Source organism: Aquipseudomonas ullengensis (assembly GCF_014174475.1).
Classification (GTDB): Bacteria; Pseudomonadota; Gammaproteobacteria; order Pseudomonadales; family Pseudomonadaceae; genus Aquipseudomonas; species Aquipseudomonas ullengensis.
Window position 1 is genome coordinate 89,794 of the sequence record NZ_JACJUD010000007.1, and the last position, 13,427, is coordinate 103,220.

Here is a 13,427-nt window from a genome sequence, read left to right on the forward strand (position 1 = left end):
TCGGATATGGATTGGCCCCTGCTGGATACTTCCGTCAGAGCAGTTCGGCGGCTCCACGAAAGGTCTCGAAACCAGTGCCTGCAGGCGTAGCAACAGCGGCTGGAGATGAGTGTCCCGCTATTTCGGTGCGTTCGATTTCGGCCACGGGGGAGCGCAGCCGAGCGTTGCTTATTTGGCATCACTTTGGTTGTGGCTTGCTGCCAAATGCTCGAGCAGCGGTGCCGGACGGAACCAGGTATCACCGTACTCACCGAGCCTTTTGCGGTAGCGCTGGAGGCCGTCGAGAATGGCATTGAGACCCGAATGTTCAGCCGGATGAGTGAGGGCGTTGCCGGTCGAGAGCCAGGTTGAGGTGAGAGAACTCGCTTCCTGCTGCGTTCCTTCGTCGAGCAAATGGATACCTACATTGAGCAGCGTGAACAGGGCGCGATCATATATTTCTCGCTCGCTGATCGGCCGTCGGAAAATTTGTAGCTCGGCGGCCAGCAGTTCTGCGATGGCCACGACTTCATAATCTTCCAGACGCTCGCGGTCTTGGTACCTGTAGAAGCCGCGTCCGTTCTTGCAGCCGAGGTATCCCATGGCTTCCAGCTCATCGGCCAGCCGCCAGTAGCTGGGATCTTGGACAATGCGAGCGTGGCAGGCTGCGTATGCCGGCCAGCGCATATCCAATCCGATCCTGTCCAGCATGGCCAGGATGCCGGTGTGCATACCCAAGGCTCGGAATATATTATCGACCCGAGCCGGTGTGGCACCCTCCAGAACCAGGCGCTGCGCCTCTCGAGAGCAGGCCGCGTACACCTGTGTGGCGGCGGCCGATTCAAATTGAGTGAAGCCAAAGTCTTGGCCGATTTCGCGGCGGTAGGTAATCAGAGTACTCAACGCTGCTCCTGGGATTGGCGTTTGCGGGAAACAGGGGGAATGCGCCGGGGCGGATCGCCGTTGAGCATGCGCATGATCAGTCCGGTGTAATGGCTGATCATCTCATCGACACACAGGCGGCCTTCTGCCTGATACCAGGTGCTGGTGTTGGTGAGCATGCTGCAGATGATGCGCGCCAGCAGTTTCGGTTCGTCACAGTGCAACGAACCCTCGGCGCATCCTTGCTCTAGGATCTCCTGCAGCTTGCTCAGGTAGGCTCGGCGGGCTTGCTTGACCATCATCAGTTCACTGGTCTCAAGGCTTCTGAGCTCCATGTTGCCAAGCACGGCCTGTTCCCTGCGCAGCAAATGATGGCGGAGGTGAAAAGCGATAAAGGCGCGCAGCTGTGTTTCGGCTCGAGCGCGCCGCGGGCGGCAATCGTTCCAGGCCAACGACAGCTCCTGGAAATACTCCAGCACCAGTGTCAGCAGCAGTTCCCTTTTGCCCTTGTAGTAGAGATAAAGGGTCGATGAATTGATGCCGGCTTCGCTGGTTAGCTGACGCAGGCTCATCGACTCGTAGCCTATACGCGATATCAACCGGGTTGCGGCCAGGCGAATGCATTGTTCAGTCAGATTGGTACTCATGAGATCTCTGTCCTGTACTTGGCATCCGTACCAGTGTTGCAAGCCTTGTGAGTAGGTTGCAGCAGGTCACTACTCGGCCGTCAGGGGCTGACGGCTGAGTAGGGGTGGTAGTGCTATCAGGGGGTGACGATGTTGAATTGCTGGGTGAAGGTGTCGAGCATCGAGAGGAACTGGCCGAGTCGCTTGCCGTCGCCTTCGAGTTTGATGTCACCCCGCTTGACCGCCGTGGGGAAGTCAAGCCGGCGCATGCTGATCTGGTCCAAGGTGGCCTTGTCCAGCTTGACTGTGATGACGGCCTGCGCGCTCTGCTTGTCGTTGCGGTGGGTCAGCACGCCGTTGCGTAGAGTCAGTACGAAGGATTGCCCGATATCCTCGAACACCCAGTTGAGGACCATGTCGTGGCCCTGGGCCTTGTCGCTGTCCAGACGCACGGCGAGATAGTCGAAGAACTGGCTGGCGGTCATCGAGCGCCCCAGATCGGAGCGTGCTGCGCCGCCATTATAGGCCGGTACGCCATTGCGCAGTTCCATCGCCCCGGTCAGGTAGATGTTGCGCCAAAGGGCGTTTTCGCTCTGATAGCCGAGTTGCTCCAGAGCGTCTGCTTGCAGCGCTTTGGCTGCCTGGTTGCCCGGGTCGGCGAAGACCAGATTGTTGCCGAGGGTGGTAGCCCAGCGGTAGTCACCTTGGTCGATGGCTGTACGCATCTGTTTGAGCACTGCCTCCGTCCCCCCCATGGCTTGCACGTAATGCTTGCCGGCATCCACCGGGGTGAGCGGGTCAAGGTTGGCCGGGTTGCCATCGTAGTAGCCCAGGTAACGTTGGTACACGGCGCGCGAGTTGTGGCTGAGCGAGCCGTAGTAGCTGCGGGTGTACCACTTCTTCTCCAGATCACCGGGCAGTTTGTCCATTTTTTCGGCGATCTCGGTAGGCGTCAGGCCTTTGTTGATCAGATTCAGTGTGCGGTCATTGAGGAAGGCGTACATGTCGCGTTGGTCTGCCAGGAACGTACGGATGCGCTCGCCGCCCCAGATCGGCCAGTTGTGCGAGATGAACATCACGTCGGTCTTGTTGCCGTAGCGCTCCAGACTTTCGTCGATGAACTCGGCCCAGGCTTTGGCGTCGCGCACCAGGGCGCCGCGCGGAGTGAGCACGTTGTGCATCATCTGCGTGGTGTTTTCTGACATGCACAGTGCATGTTGCTTGGGCAGGTAGAAGTTCATCTCCGAGGGCGCCTCGGTGCCCGGGGTGAGTTGGAACTCGATCTCGATGCCGGAAACCGTGTGGGTCTCGTAGGGATTGCTGATCAGGTCGGTCGGCGCGATCACGCTGACCCCGCCGTTGACAGCGATGGTCTTGCCCATGCCGGTGTCGACCTGCCCTTGTTCGCCGCGCGGCAGCAACGAGCCGAACTGGAACTGTGCGCGGCGGCTCATGGCGCTGCCCGCGAACACGTTCTCGGCGACCACGTGTTCCATGAAGCCCGATGGGGCAAAGATCTTCACCTTGCCGGCCTTGACGTCGGCCTCGTCGACCACCCCGCGTACGCCGCCGAAATGATCGGCATGGCTATGGCTGTAGGCCACAGCCAGCACCGGTTTCTTCGGGCGGTGCTGGTAGTACAGCTCCAGCGCGGCCTTGGCGGTTTCGCTGTAGGTCAGCGGGTCGATGATAAACAGGCCGTCATCACCTTCGATGACGGTCATGTTCGACACATCCATGCCGCGCAACTGGTAGATGTTGTCTGCTACCTGAAAGAGCCCTGCATTTTTGTTCAACTGGGCCAAACGCCACAGGCTGGGGTTGACGGTTTCCGGAGCCAGATCGGCGTCGAGGAATTTATAGGCGTCCATATCCCATACCACCTGGCCGTCGGCGTTCTTGATCTGTCCGCTGAAGGGCGCGATCAGGCCACGGCTGGCCGACTCGTAGTCGGCGCGATCGGTGAAAGGCAGCACCTTCAGTACTTCGGCATTCTTCGCCGCGGTGATGCTGCTGGCCGGTTGGCTGGCCAGCAGTGCTGGGCTCAGGCTGGCGGTGCTGAGAAAGGCCAGCAGAGGCAAGAGGGAAAAGGGTTTCATACAAGCTCCGGAATATTGTTGTTATGGTGATAAATACGTCGATGGATCGCGGCCAGCAGGCAAGAGCCTTGGCCAACCCGTGCGGGTTTCGTGCGGTTTATTCGTGTAACGCCGTGGACATCCCTCGCGCGTACGAGCGCATCGGCAACTCGGCCACTTCGAGGCTCAGCAGGGCGAGGTCATGGCGCTTGCCGTCGTAGTCCTTGAGGTGGTTACGCAGCACCGATTCGGCACGGAAACCCAGCTCCTCGAAGATCGCGATCGCGGCGCTCTGGTCGACCGTCATCTGCACCGTCAGCTTTTCCAGGCGCAGACCTAAGGCAAGGTTGAAGCACTCTTGGGTCAGCAGGCGGCCCAGACCGCAGCCGCGCCACGCGGGCTTCACTAGCACACGCAGATCACCGACATGAGGCGACCAGGAGAGGGTGTCGGTGACGATCGCCGTGCAGCCGACGATCTGCCCATCGGCATAGGCCACCAGGCTGGTGACCCGCTCGCCGAGCGCACTTAGCCATGCGGCTTGAACCTTAGAGTGGCTGATGTTGCGCCGCACGAAGAGTAAGTCGTGGGAGGGTAAGGTATTGATGAAAATGCTGAGCGCTGGCCCATCGTCCGCCGTCATCAGGCGTACTTCGACCTTCGCGTCGTTCAGCGCCAGGGTATGCGGATACGTGCGTACAGTAGATTTTTTCATAGCGATCTCCTGCCCAACCATTGATCAAGCGCCGGCCACATTCGTTTGACGGCCGCAGGGCCCGCCACCAGGCTCACGTGCCCGCCTGGCAATATCAGTTCCTCCTTGTCGTGCGAACCAACCTTGGCCAGCAGTGGCTGCGCAGACGCTGGCGGTACCAGCGTGTCGTACTGCGCCAGCACATGCAGTAACGGGACTGTGATCTCCTGCAGGTCGACCGTGCGCCCACCGATGCGCAAGCTGCCGTTGTTCAGGCCGTTCTTCCAGACCAGCTCCTTGACGATTTGCCGGAAGTAGTCGCCCGCCAGCGGCAAGGTCTCGTCGCCCCAGCCGGTCATCATGCGGTAGCCTCTGACGTAGTCGTCGTTCCACATGTTGTCCCAGAGGCGGATCTGTCCAGCGAGGCGCCCAGCCGGGCGGAGCATGTCGAAGGCCTGGATGATCAAGCGCGCGGGGATGATGCCCAGCCGGTCTACCAGACGATCGACCTCGAAGTGATCCTGCTGGGCGCCGCTGCGCTGCCAGGGTGACTGTGACCAGTCGATCGGGGTGGTGAAACACACCAAGTTCTTCAATGGTCCTTCGGCATGCAGCGCGGCGTAGATGGTCGCCAGCACCCCGGCCATGCAGTAACCGACCAACGTTATGTCTTGCACGCCGGAGTCTTCCTGCACTCGACGAATGCAATCGGGGATGAAGTCGAGCACGTAGTTCTCGATCTTCAGGTGTCGTTCTTCGAGGGTTGGCGCGTTCCAGTCCAGCACATAGACGTCGTACCCCCGATGCAGGAGAAACTCGATAAGACTCTGTCCCTTTGCCAGATCGAAGATGTAGGCCTTGTTGGTCGGTGCCATGACGAACAACAGCGGTACCCGGTACACCTCGTCCGCTGTAGCGTGGTAGTGGTACAGGCTCACGGTGCCGCACCGATGCAGCAGGGTCTTGGGCGTCATACCCACCATAGGTCCCGGTGAGGCAAGGTACTCGAGCCCCTTGAGGCGTCGCTGGATCAGCCGCTGCACCTCAGTGCGCAAACGTCCAGCCAGGGATACGGCAGGCTTGCTGCCAAGTGGGGAGGCCATGCTTACTGCTCCTGGCCAGTGCTCTTGGCCGCTGGCTTTTGGACCCGGGCACGGGCTTCGCTCAGGGCCTGCTCTGGCGCGATGTCTAGCGGGCGGCGCGTGCGTGGTGGCTTGGGCTCCAGGGCTGCTGGGGACACCACGGGCAGCAACTGGTCGAGTTTGTCTTCGACGCGCTGTACGGCGGCAGCGAGTGTGCTGATTTCCGTGCGGCTCGGCAGGTCGAGGCGCTCGAAGCAGCAGGCCAGGGACTTTTCGACCACATACTGCATGCCCAGGGAAATCCTGGAATAACGGTTGAGCGCCTGGGCGAATTCGCTCGATTCCATCTTGCGCGTGGCAATCCCGTTGATGCCATTTTCGAGCTTGTTCAGCGCATCGCGGCACAGTTGCAGTGGGTCCGGGAGCAACGAAAAAGCCATGATCAACTCCTGGCAGAGGGGTTCTCTGGATAGGTTTGGTGCGCAGTCAAATGCTCAAGCCGATGAGCGAGACGGCGGCGAATCAGGTTGGTCGGCGCCAGGCAATAACGCAGCAGCCATAGCGAGGCCGAGGCGAGCGTGGGCGACAGCTGGCGCAGCAAGGCATCGCGCCAGCCAGCTGTTGCTGTCCAGGCGGTCACGCTCGCGGTTGCCAGCTCGCCGACGGCTGCTGCGGCCAGATTCGCCCTGGGTATTTCATCGGCGATCTCGATGGTCCGGTCGTGGCCAGGCTCGTCAGCAAAGGCCTGGTTCAGGGCCGTGCCAATGCGCTGCAGCGCGTCGCGGCTGGCGCAGATCAGGGTGTCGAAGTTGAGAAATCCATGGAACTGCCCGGCATAGTGCAGCAGCTCCACCGGAACCTTGGCCGCGCGCAGCTTGCAGGCATAGTCGAGGCCGTCGTCACGGATCGGGTCGTAGCCGGTGCTGACGATCAGCGCCGGCGGCAGGCCGCCTAGGTCGGTTTTGCGCCGCGGCGAGAACCAGGGTGCTGCAGGATCCAGGGTGGCCATCGAACCGGCCACAGACTGCTTGATCTGGCTCAACAGTTGGTCAGTGATCAGGAAGCCTTCGGCGTTTTCCGCCATGGAGGGAAATTCCTGCAGCAGATCGGTCGCCGGATAGGCCAGTACCTGCAGGCGCAGCTTCGGCGCTCCACGCCGCAGGGTTTCCTGAGCCACTGCAGCGGAAATATTGCCGCCTGCGGAGTCCCCGCCAATTGCCAGCCGCGAGGTGTCGATACCCAGCGTCGAGCCGTTTTGCGCAACCCATTCTAGCGCCCTGAGGAAGTCCTCACGCCCGGCCGCCAGGTCGTGCTCCGGTGCCAGCCGGTAGCGCACGGCAATGGTGATGCAGCCGGCGGCAACAGCGATGTTGCGGCAAATCGAATCCGCTGTGTCCAGGTCGCCCACGATGAATCCACCGCCGTAGCACCAGAGAAACGCGGGGAGGGAGTGTGCCGTCTTGTGGGGCGTGAAGACGCGCAGTGCGATCAGCCCGCCAGGACCTTCGATCTGCAGCTCGGTGACCGTGGCGACGGGAAGCCTGCGGCCCAGTGCCAGTGCGGTTAGTCGCCAGGACTGGCGCATCTCTCGCAGTGAGTAGTTCTCCAAGGGGCGCAAGCGCGCCGCCAGGTTGAACATGCGCAGGAAGGCTCGGGCTTCACGGTCCAGTGTGCTGGCTCGCAATGTTTGCGGCATGCCCGCACCGCAAGGGCTGGGCGCGATCGCCGAAGCAGTCCACGGGGTGGGTTGTGCCTGTTGCTGCTTTTGCCTTTTCACATCAGTGGCCTCTGATGGCTCACGTACGCCATCTGGTTATCCTGCGGATAAAATACTGTTCACCTTGCCGGCAGTACCCACCCGAATCAGGCGGGTAGGCCCATTCGGGCTATCGTTCGGTCTGCCCTGCTAGAAGTGTTCGTCGTCCATCGCCAGTACCGCGCCCCCCCCTTGGGTCAGCGTTTGCGCCAGGCCTTCGGCGCGTACCAGCAGGTGCTCGGCGTAAAAACGCGCGGTTTGCAGCTTGGCTTGATAGAACGCGACCTCGGTGTTGCCGGCGCCCAGTTGTTGCTGGGCGACCAGTGCTGCGCGGGCCAGCTGCCAGCCGCCGGCGACGAGACCGAATAGCTCAAGGAAGGGCACCGAACCTGCCGATACCTGGTGTACCTGAGTGTCGTAATGCGCAACGATGTAGCTGATCGCTTGTTCCAGCGCTTTGATGCCCTGTCCCAGTGCGCGGGCGATGGGGGCGAGGGATGCATCGTTGCGCCGCAAGAGTGAGTCTTCCACGGTGCGCATCTGCGCCATGACGTGCCTTGCTGCCTGGCCTTGGTCGCGGGCGATCTTGCGGCCGATTAGGTCTGCGGCCTGAATGCCGGTGGTGCCTTCGTAGATGGTGGTGATGCGTGCATCGCGTAGATGCTGGGCGGCACCGGTTTCCTCGATGAAGCCCATGCCGCCATGGATCTGTACGCCGAGCGAGGCGATGTCGATGGCGCTCTCGGTGCTCCAGCCCTTGACCACCGGGATCATCAGGTCAACGAAGGCCTGACTGTGCTGGCGCTGGGAGTCGTCGGTATGGCGCTGAGCGATGTCCATGGCGGTGGCCACTGCGCAGGCCAGTGCACGCATGGCTTCGGTGCGCGACTTCATCGACAGCAGCATGCGCCTCACATCAGGGTGACGGATGATCGCCACCTTGTTGCGGCTCTTGGCGCCTAGTTCGCTGCCCTGCACGCGATCGCGGGCATAGGCCAGGGCGCGCTGGTAGGCGCGCTCGGCAATGCCGATACCCTCAATGCCGACCGAGAAGCGTGCGGCATTCATCATGATGAACATGTATTCCAGGCCACGGTTCTCTTCGCCGACTAGCCAGCCGTGCGCCCCCTCTTTGTCACCAAAGGCGAGCACAGCGGTGGGGCTGGCGTGGATGCCGAGCTTGTGCTCGATCGACACGCAGCGCACGTCGTTGCGTGCGCCGAGGCAGCCGTCTGGGTTGACCAGGAATTTCGGCACGACGAACAGCGAGATTCCTTTGACGCCGTCGGGTGCTCCCGGTACGCGAGCCAGTACCAGATGGACGATGTTATCGGTGAGGTCATGCTCGCCGTAGGTGATGAATATCTTCTGTCCATAGACACGGTAGCTGCCGTCGCCTTGTGGCTCGGCGCGGCTGCGCACGGCTGCGAGATCCGAACCGGCCTGCGGCTCGGTGAGGTTCATGCTGCCTGTCCACTCACCGCTGACCATCTTCGGCAGGTAGGTTTCTTTCAAATAGTCGGAGCCGCGTAATTCGATAGCTTCGATAGCGCCGCGGGTCAGCATTGGGCACAGGCCGAACGCGACGTTGGCTCCGTTCCACATTTCCTCGACCAGCGCAGAGATCAGTCGCGGTAAGCCTTGGCCACCGAACTCAGGGGTACAGGACAGCGCATTCCAGCCGCTTGCGACGAACTGGGCATAGGCGTGCTTCCAGCCGGTCGGAGTGCTCACCGCACCATCGCTCCAGCGGGCACCTTGCAGGTCGCCGCTGATGTTGAGTGGTGACAACACACCGCTGGCGTACTTGTCAGCCTCGTCGAGGATCGCTGCAGCCAGATCTGCGCCTATTTCTTCGCAGCCCGGCAGGGTGCTGACTTGGTTCAGATGCTCCAGTTCGTTGAGGACGAACTGCATGTCACGCAGAGGGGCGTGGTATTCACTCATGGATTCGGCTTCGTGTAGACAAAGAAAAAGCGGGCCTTCGCGAAGGAGGGCCCGCTATGGGGATTGCTAGCGGTTACATCAGGTCGCCGGCCACCGCGATGGTTTGTGCGGTGATGTAGTTCGACTCTGGCGAGCAGAACAGGTACACGGCGTTGGCTGCTTCTTCCGGGGTACCGGCGCGGCCCAGCGGGTTGCGCGCAGCGTGGTTTTTCGCCGCGTCGGGGTTGATGCCGACGCGGATGTCGCGCCCGTCGATCTTCACGGTGGCACCGGCGTGGGCGTCGGCACGGGTCATGCGGGTCTCGATGAAGCCGAAGGCCACAGCGTTGACGTTGACCTTGAAACGGCCCCACTCGCGGGCCAGGGCACGGGTCATGCCGAGTACACCGGCCTTGGCGCCGGAGTAGTTCATCTGCCCGGCGTTGCCGCGCAGCGCGGAGACCGAGGAGATGTTGACCACCTTGCGGAACACTTCGAGGCCGGCGGCCTGTTCAGCCTGGGCCTGTGCCTTGATGATCGGGTAGGCGGCACGCAGGATGCGGAACGGTGCGGTCATGTGGCAGTCGAGAATGGCGTACCACTGCTCGTCGGTCATCTTCTGCACTACGTCGTCCCAGGTGTAGCCTGCGTTGTTGACGATGATGTCGATGCCGCCAAAGCTGTCCACCGCGGTCTTCACGTAGCGTTCGCCGAAGTCCGGGGCACTGACGTTGCCGTGGCAGATGGCGGCTTCGCCACCCAGCTTGCGGATCAGCTCGGCGGTTTCCTGGGCCGGTTCCAGGTCGAGGTCATTGATGACGATACGCGCGCCTTCGCTGGCCAGTTTCAGGGCGATCTGTTGACCGATGCCGCGGCCGGAGCCGGTGACCAGTGCTACTTTGCCGTCGAGTTTTGCCATGGGATGTACTCCTGTCTGAATGGGGGTTAGAGGGCGATCACGGCGTCGCCGAGTATCTTCACGTCGCCGTATTGGTTGGCGGTCTGGATTTCCACCTTGATGCGCTGTTCACCGTCGGCCGCGAACTTCTCCACCACCTTGCCGGTGCAGGTGATCTGGTGGCCGAGGTGGGTGATGCCGACGAAGCGCACACCGAACTCGCGCAGCTGGCGCTGGTCGACCCACTGGGTCAGCAGGCGGCCGAGGTAGGCCATCGACAACATGCCGTGGGCGAACACGTCGTTCATGCCGGCCTTGCGCGCGTAGTCGATGTCGATGTGGAGTGGGTTGTGGTCGTTCGAGGCGCCGGCGAACAACCCCAGGGTGGTGCGATTGATCGGCGCCAGGGCTAGCGGCGGCAGCAGGTCGCCGACCTGGATGGAGTCGAAAGTAACTGTGCTCATCGGGGTTCTCCGGTTCAGCCGTTGCGATGGACGAGGACGGTGCGCAGATCCGCCACGTGCTCGCCGCGCTGGTTGGTCACACGCGACTCGCGCACCACGAACTCCAGGGCGCCGCCTTTCTTGGCGTAGATGTCAGCGATGCGCACGTCGAAATGCAGTTGGTCGCCGGCGTAGGCCATGCGGTGGTACTTGAAGGTCTCCTCACCGTGCAGCACGCGGGCTGGGACGATGCCTAGTTCATCGCGCCAGGCTTGCGACGGCATGAGGAATTCCAGCGAGAAGAGGAAGGTCGGTGGCAGCGGCAGGCCAGGATGGCCTGCGTCACGCGCGGCGTTTTCGTCGAAGTAGATCGGGTTGGTTTCGCCGACAGTCTTGGCGAACAGGCGCAGTTGCCCGGCCTCGGCGGCGACGGTGAAGGAGCCGATCTCCTTGCCGATGTGTTTGGGGTCGATCATGTCGTACAACTCCATGGGTTGCAGGCGAGGAACAGCGTCGACGGCGGTGGCCGTCACCGGTGTTCCCGGGGCTGTCAGTGCTTCTGGTAAACGGTCACCACGCAGGCGCCGCCTAGGCCGAGGTTGTGCTGCACGCCGACGCGTGCGCCTTCAACCTGGCGGGCTTCGGCGCTGCCGCGCAGCTGGTGGGTCAGCTCGTAGCACTGCGCCAGGCCGGTGGCGCCCAGCGGGTGGCCCTTGGACAGCAGGCCGCCGGACGGGTTGGTCACCCACTTGCCTCCGTAGGTGTTGTCGCCATCCAGGACGAACTGCTCGGCACCGCCTTCGGCGCACAGGCCCAGGCCTTCATAGGTGAGCAGCTCGTTTTGCGCGAAGCAGTCGTGGAGTTCGATCACCTGGACATCTTCCGGGCCGATGCCTGCCTGCTCGTAGGCTTGCTGAGCGGCTAGGCGGGTCATGTCGAAGCCGACTACGCGGATCATGTCCTTGGCGTCGTAGGTGCTGGGCAGGTCGGTGGTCAGCGCCTGGCCGGCGATCAGTACATCGGTGCGCAGGCCGTGCTTCTTGGCGAAGGCTTCCGAGACGACCAGGGCCGCAGCGGCGCCGCAGGTCGGCGGGCAGGCCATCAGGCGAGTCAGCACGCCTTCCCAGAGCATCGGCGCGGCGAGTACGTCTTCGGTGCTGACCACATTTCGGAATACGGCCAGCGGGTTGTTCGCGGCATGGCGGCTGGCCTTGGCGCGGATGGCGGCGAAGGTAGACAGCTGAGTACCGTACTTCTGCATGTGGGCGAAACCGGCACCGGCGAACTGGCGGATGGCGGTCGGCAGATCGGGCATGCCAACCAGCTCGTTGGTCAGTTTCAGCGCGCGCTCGGTGGCCGGGGCGCGATCGGTCCAGGCGGATTTCAGCGCGCCCGGGTTCATCTGCTCGAAACCGAAGGCCAGGGCGCAGTCCACTGCACCGCTCTGCACGGCCTGGCGGGCGAGGAACAGCGCCGAGGAGCCGGTGGCGCAGTTGTTGTTGACGTTGATCAGTGGGATACCGGTCATGCCGACGCGGTACAGGGCTTTCTGGCCGCAGGTGGAGTCGCCATACACGTAACCGGCGTAGGCCTGCTGGATGTCGCTGAAATCTAGGCCAGCGTCGGCCAGGGCCAGGCGGATGGCCTGCTCGCCCATCACGTCATAGGGCTCGTTGGTGCCCGGCTTCTTGAACTGGATCATGCCGACACCGGCGACGAATACTTTGTTGCTCATGCCATTTCTCCTGGTTTTATTCGTTTGGGTCAGAGCTTGCGTGCGATCAGTTCGCGCATGACTTCACTGGTGCCGCCGTAGATGCGGTTGACGCGCATGTCGACGAACGCGCGGGCGATCGGGTACTCGAGCATGTAGCCGTAGCCGCCATGCAGCTGGACCATGTCGTCGATGCACTTCCATAGGGTTTCGGTGGCGTAAAGCTTGGCGATGGCCGCTTCTTCGAGGGTCAGGCGGCGGCGCATGTGTTCGCCGAGGTAGTAATCAACCATCAGGCGCACGGCCGTGGCCTGAGCCTTGATATCGGCCAGCTTGAATTTGGTGTTCTGGAAGTCCCACACGGTCTGGTTGAACGCCTTGCGTTCCTTGACGTACTCGGTGGTCTGCTCGAGCAGGCGCTCCAGCTTGGCGGCGGCGGTTACGGCAATGGAGAAACGCTCCTGCGGCAGTTCGCCCATCAGGTAAACGAAGCCTTGGCCTTCCTCACCGAGGCGGTTGCCGACCGGTACGCGCACGTTGTCGAAGAACAGCTCGGCGGTGTCGGCGGCCGGTTGGCCGACTTTCTCCAGCTTGCGGCCGCGCTGGAAACCGGCGCGGCTGGCTTCCACGGCGATCAGGCTGATGCCCTTGGCGCCAGCTGCCGGGTCGGTCTTGCACACCACGATCACCAGGTCGGCGGTCAGACCGTTGCTGATGAAGGTCTTGCTGCCGTTGATCACATACTCGTCACCGTCGCGGATGGCAGTGGTGCGTACGGCCTTGAGGTCGGAGCCGGTGCCCGGCTCGGTCATGGCGATGGCGAGGATGATCTCGCCGGAACAAACCCCTGGCAGCCACTTCTGCTTTTGCTCATCGCTGCCACAGCGATTGATGTAGGGCGCGATGACATCCGAATGCATGCCGAAGTAGGCACCGCTCACGCCAGCACGGGCGAACTCTTCGTTGAACACGGCGCAGTGGCCGAAATCGCCACCACCACCGCCGTACTCGGGCGGCAGGGTTATCCCTAGCAAGCCTTCACGACCGGCTTTGAGCCAGGTCTCGCGGTCCACCTGTCCAGCCTGGTCCCAGTCGGCCTGGCGCGGTACGCACTCGCGCTCGAAGAAGCGGCGCGCGGTGGTGCGGAACATTTCGTGGTCGTCACGGAAGACGGTACGTTCGATATGCACGGAAGACTCCTGCTTGTACACCGGCCTGCACATCGGTGCGGCGGCTACAAAGCGTCGTGGTGGCACGTAATGCGCCGCGTTGATCCTGGCGCTACGGTAGGCCGCGACCACCCAGGCGAACGCCACCCGTGATGGGTGGCGAGGCTTGAGGTGTGACAG

General features: G+C 62.4%; 13 protein-coding genes. All 13 read right to left on the reverse strand.

Annotation, left to right across the window (positions count from 1 at the left end; all coding sequences use genetic code 11):
- Positions 1–168: 168 nt before the first annotated feature.
- Complete coding sequence (locus H3H51_RS18825; protein WP_183090615.1) at positions 169–882, reverse strand: 3-hydroxyacyl-CoA dehydrogenase family protein; 714 nt, start codon at positions 880–882, stop codon at positions 169–171.
- Positions 879–1,508 carry a TetR/AcrR family transcriptional regulator gene (locus H3H51_RS18830; protein ID WP_183090616.1) on the reverse strand — a complete coding sequence of 210 codons (630 nt, stop codon included), beginning with the start codon at positions 1,506–1,508 and terminating at the stop codon, positions 879–881. The genes H3H51_RS18825 and H3H51_RS18830 overlap by 4 nt, the downstream gene beginning before the upstream one ends.
- A 116-nt stretch (positions 1,509–1,624) precedes the next feature.
- Positions 1,625–3,586 carry an alkyl/aryl-sulfatase gene (locus H3H51_RS18835; RefSeq protein ID WP_183090617.1) on the reverse strand — a complete coding sequence of 654 codons (1,962 nt, stop codon included), beginning with the start codon at positions 3,584–3,586 and terminating at the stop codon, positions 1,625–1,627.
- Between the two features lie 97 nt (positions 3,587–3,683).
- Positions 3,684–4,280, reverse strand: coding sequence for a GNAT family N-acetyltransferase (locus H3H51_RS18840; protein WP_220791084.1), 597 nt, complete (start codon positions 4,278–4,280; stop codon positions 3,684–3,686).
- Positions 4,277–5,362: an alpha/beta fold hydrolase gene (locus tag H3H51_RS18845; protein ID WP_183090619.1), complete on the reverse strand. Its 1,086-nt coding sequence runs from the start codon at positions 5,360–5,362 to the stop codon at positions 4,277–4,279. The genes H3H51_RS18840 and H3H51_RS18845 overlap by 4 nt, the downstream gene beginning before the upstream one ends.
- A 2-nt stretch (positions 5,363–5,364) precedes the next feature.
- A complete protein-coding gene (locus H3H51_RS18850) occupies positions 5,365–5,781 on the reverse strand; it encodes a hypothetical protein (RefSeq protein WP_183090620.1) in 417 nt (138 codons plus the stop codon).
- Between the two features lie 2 nt (positions 5,782–5,783).
- Positions 5,784–7,037: an alpha/beta hydrolase gene (locus tag H3H51_RS18855; RefSeq protein ID WP_183090621.1), complete on the reverse strand. Its 1,254-nt coding sequence runs from the start codon at positions 7,035–7,037 to the stop codon at positions 5,784–5,786.
- Positions 7,038–7,247: 210 nt separating this feature from the next.
- On the reverse strand, positions 7,248–9,044 hold the full coding sequence (locus H3H51_RS18860; RefSeq protein WP_183090622.1) for an acyl-CoA dehydrogenase: 1,797 nt from the start codon (positions 9,042–9,044) through the stop codon (positions 7,248–7,250).
- A 73-nt stretch (positions 9,045–9,117) separates the two neighbouring features.
- Complete coding sequence (locus H3H51_RS18865) at positions 9,118–9,942, reverse strand: SDR family NAD(P)-dependent oxidoreductase (RefSeq protein WP_183090623.1); 825 nt, start codon at positions 9,940–9,942, stop codon at positions 9,118–9,120.
- A gap of 26 nt (positions 9,943–9,968) precedes the next feature.
- Positions 9,969–10,385 carry a MaoC family dehydratase gene (locus tag H3H51_RS18870; protein ID WP_183090624.1) on the reverse strand — a complete coding sequence of 139 codons (417 nt, stop codon included), beginning with the start codon at positions 10,383–10,385 and terminating at the stop codon, positions 9,969–9,971.
- Between the two features lie 14 nt (positions 10,386–10,399).
- Positions 10,400–10,840 carry a MaoC family dehydratase N-terminal domain-containing protein gene (locus tag H3H51_RS18875; RefSeq protein WP_183090789.1) on the reverse strand — a complete coding sequence of 147 codons (441 nt, stop codon included), beginning with the start codon at positions 10,838–10,840 and terminating at the stop codon, positions 10,400–10,402.
- Positions 10,841–10,914: 74 nt separating this feature from the next.
- A complete protein-coding gene (locus tag H3H51_RS18880) occupies positions 10,915–12,099 on the reverse strand; it encodes a lipid-transfer protein (protein WP_183090625.1) in 1,185 nt (394 codons plus the stop codon).
- Positions 12,100–12,128: 29 nt separating this feature from the next.
- On the reverse strand, positions 12,129–13,301 hold the full coding sequence (locus H3H51_RS18885; RefSeq protein ID WP_220791096.1) for an acyl-CoA dehydrogenase family protein: 1,173 nt from the start codon (positions 13,299–13,301) through the stop codon (positions 12,129–12,131).
- Positions 13,302–13,427: the final 126 nt, after the last annotated feature.

What these genes read in the sequence shown, in the direction of transcription:
- H3H51_RS18865 (WP_183090623.1), bottom strand. Translation starts at nt 9,942, where the DNA reads ATGGCAAAACTCGACGGCAAAGTAGCACTGGTCACCGGCTCCGGCCGC.
- H3H51_RS18850 (WP_183090620.1), bottom strand. Translation starts at nt 5,781, where the DNA reads ATGGCTTTTTCGTTGCTCCCGGACCCACTGCAACTGTGCCGCGATGCG.
- H3H51_RS18845 (WP_183090619.1), bottom strand. Translation starts at nt 5,362, where the DNA reads ATGGCCTCCCCACTTGGCAGCAAGCCTGCCGTATCCCTGGCTGGACGT.
- H3H51_RS18870 (WP_183090624.1), bottom strand. Translation starts at nt 10,385, where the DNA reads ATGAGCACAGTTACTTTCGACTCCATCCAGGTCGGCGACCTGCTGCCG.
- H3H51_RS18835 (WP_183090617.1), bottom strand. Translation starts at nt 3,586, where the DNA reads ATGAAACCCTTTTCCCTCTTGCCTCTGCTGGCCTTTCTCAGCACCGCC.
- H3H51_RS18860 (WP_183090622.1), bottom strand. Translation starts at nt 9,044, where the DNA reads ATGAGTGAATACCACGCCCCTCTGCGTGACATGCAGTTCGTCCTCAAC.
- H3H51_RS18880 (WP_183090625.1), bottom strand. Translation starts at nt 12,099, where the DNA reads ATGAGCAACAAAGTATTCGTCGCCGGTGTCGGCATGATCCAGTTCAAG.
- H3H51_RS18855 (WP_183090621.1), bottom strand. Translation starts at nt 7,037, where the DNA reads ATGCCGCAAACATTGCGAGCCAGCACACTGGACCGTGAAGCCCGAGCC.
- H3H51_RS18840 (WP_220791084.1), bottom strand. Translation starts at nt 4,280, where the DNA reads ATGAAAAAATCTACTGTACGCACGTATCCGCATACCCTGGCGCTGAAC.
- H3H51_RS18830 (WP_183090616.1), bottom strand. Translation starts at nt 1,508, where the DNA reads ATGAGTACCAATCTGACTGAACAATGCATTCGCCTGGCCGCAACCCGG.
- H3H51_RS18885 (WP_220791096.1), bottom strand. Translation starts at nt 13,301, where the DNA reads ATGTGCAGGCCGGTGTACAAGCAGGAGTCTTCCGTGCATATCGAACGT.
- H3H51_RS18875 (WP_183090789.1), bottom strand. Translation starts at nt 10,840, where the DNA reads ATGATCGACCCCAAACACATCGGCAAGGAGATCGGCTCCTTCACCGTC.